This is a genomic window from Paracoccus sp. PAR01 (genome assembly GCF_014851995.1).
In the GTDB taxonomy this organism is placed as follows: Bacteria; Pseudomonadota; Alphaproteobacteria; order Rhodobacterales; family Rhodobacteraceae; genus Paracoccus; species Paracoccus litorisediminis.
This window is the reverse complement of record NZ_JACVAW010000075.1, coordinates 1-1,305: the sequence shown is the minus strand read 5'-3', so window position 1 is coordinate 1,305 and position 1,305 is coordinate 1. Positions and strand designations below refer to the sequence as shown.

Sequence of the window (1,305 nt, the reverse complement as noted above, 5' to 3'; positions counted from 1 at the left end):
GTAAGCGCTGCCCCCATCCCACCTTCCAGCGCGGTTCTTGATGGGATCATTGGCTTCCATCGAGGTTGGATGATGGAGCTTCTCCATGGAGACTACATTGGAGGTTCTCTCGGTTGGCGGCTCCGGTCGCCAAAACCGGAGTTGGCCTGACGATGTGAAGGCGCGGATCGTGGCGGAAACGCTGGTGCCGGGCGCAAGTGTCAATGATGTTGCGCGGCGGCATGGTCTGCCTGCGAACCGTATCTCATCATGGCGGACGCTGGCGCGGAAGGGGCGTCTGGTTCTGCCAGCGCCGGAGAATCCTGTCGAATTCGCGGCCCTGTTGCTCGGGCCTGCGGATGATGCTGCGCGCCCGGTCGGCCCAGCCGCGATCGGCCCGGAGATTGCCTTCGGTGCCGTCGTAATACGCCTGGAAGTCGGCGCCTCGGCGGAACGGATCGCGTCCGTGGCGCGTGCTCTGGCGGCGGGCGCGTGATCTCCCGTCGAACCGGGTTCGGATCATGGTGGCGACGAAGCCCATCGACTTTCGTAAAGGCCATGACAGCCTGGCGGCGATGGTGAAGAACGAGCTGCGCAAGGATCCGTTCACCGGCACCGTCTTCGTATTCCGCGCAAAGAAAGCCGATCGGCTGAAGCTGCTCTACTGGGACGGCACGGGGCTGGTGATGGCCTACAAGCGGCTCGAAGAGCACAGTTTCACCTGGCCTGCGGTGAAGGACGGGCTGCTGACGATGAACCACGCCCAGTTCGAAGCCCTGTTTGCCGGGCTGGACTGGCGGCGGGTCCGGGCCATCGGAGCAAAGGCGCCGGAGGCGGTGGAATAGTCCTGTTTTGTTGGGCTCCGCAGCACTTTTTGCGGGTGTTGGTCGTGGCGGGTGATAGACTGCGGCCATGCCGGAGACCACTGATCTGCTTAAGGAAATTGCCACGCTGAAGGCGATGCTGATCGCCTCGGAGGCGCATAACCTGCGCAAGGACGAGCGTATCGCACGGCTGGAGAAGCTGGTCGCGGCCTTCAAACACGCAGCCTTCGGACGCCGGTCGGAGAAGAGCGATCCGGACCAGCTCGAACTGGCGCTGGAAGACCTGGAGACGGCCATCGCCGCAATCCATGCCGAAGAGGATGCCGAAGCTCGCGCTGCCAAGCGCCCGGCCAAGCCGCGTGCCGCCAATCGCGGATCGCTGCCCGAACACTTGCCGCGCATCGAAGAGGTGATTGAGCCGGACAGCCTGACCTGCGCTTGTGGCGGCTGCCTGCACTGCATCGGGGAGGATGTCTCGGAGCGGTTGGACATCGTGCCCGCC

3 protein-coding genes are annotated in these 1,305 nt (G+C 64.2%); all 3 read left to right on the top strand.

Annotated features, from left to right (window positions below; translation table 11 throughout):
* The first annotated feature begins 85 nt into the window (after nt 1–85).
* Complete coding sequence (locus IB235_RS24690; RefSeq protein ID WP_192339049.1) at nt 86–475, top strand: transposase; 390 nt, start codon at nt 86–88, stop codon at nt 473–475.
* 25 nt (nt 476–500) lie between these two features.
* Nucleotides 501–824 carry an IS66 family insertion sequence element accessory protein TnpB gene (gene tnpB / locus IB235_RS24685; protein ID WP_192339047.1) on the top strand — a complete coding sequence of 108 codons (324 nt, stop codon included), beginning with the start codon at nt 501–503 and terminating at the stop codon, nt 822–824.
* Nucleotides 825–891: 67 nt separating this feature from the next.
* A partial coding sequence (locus tag IB235_RS24680) for an IS66 family transposase zinc-finger binding domain-containing protein (RefSeq protein WP_370577000.1) occupies nt 892–1,305 on the top strand: 414 nt, incomplete at its 3' end.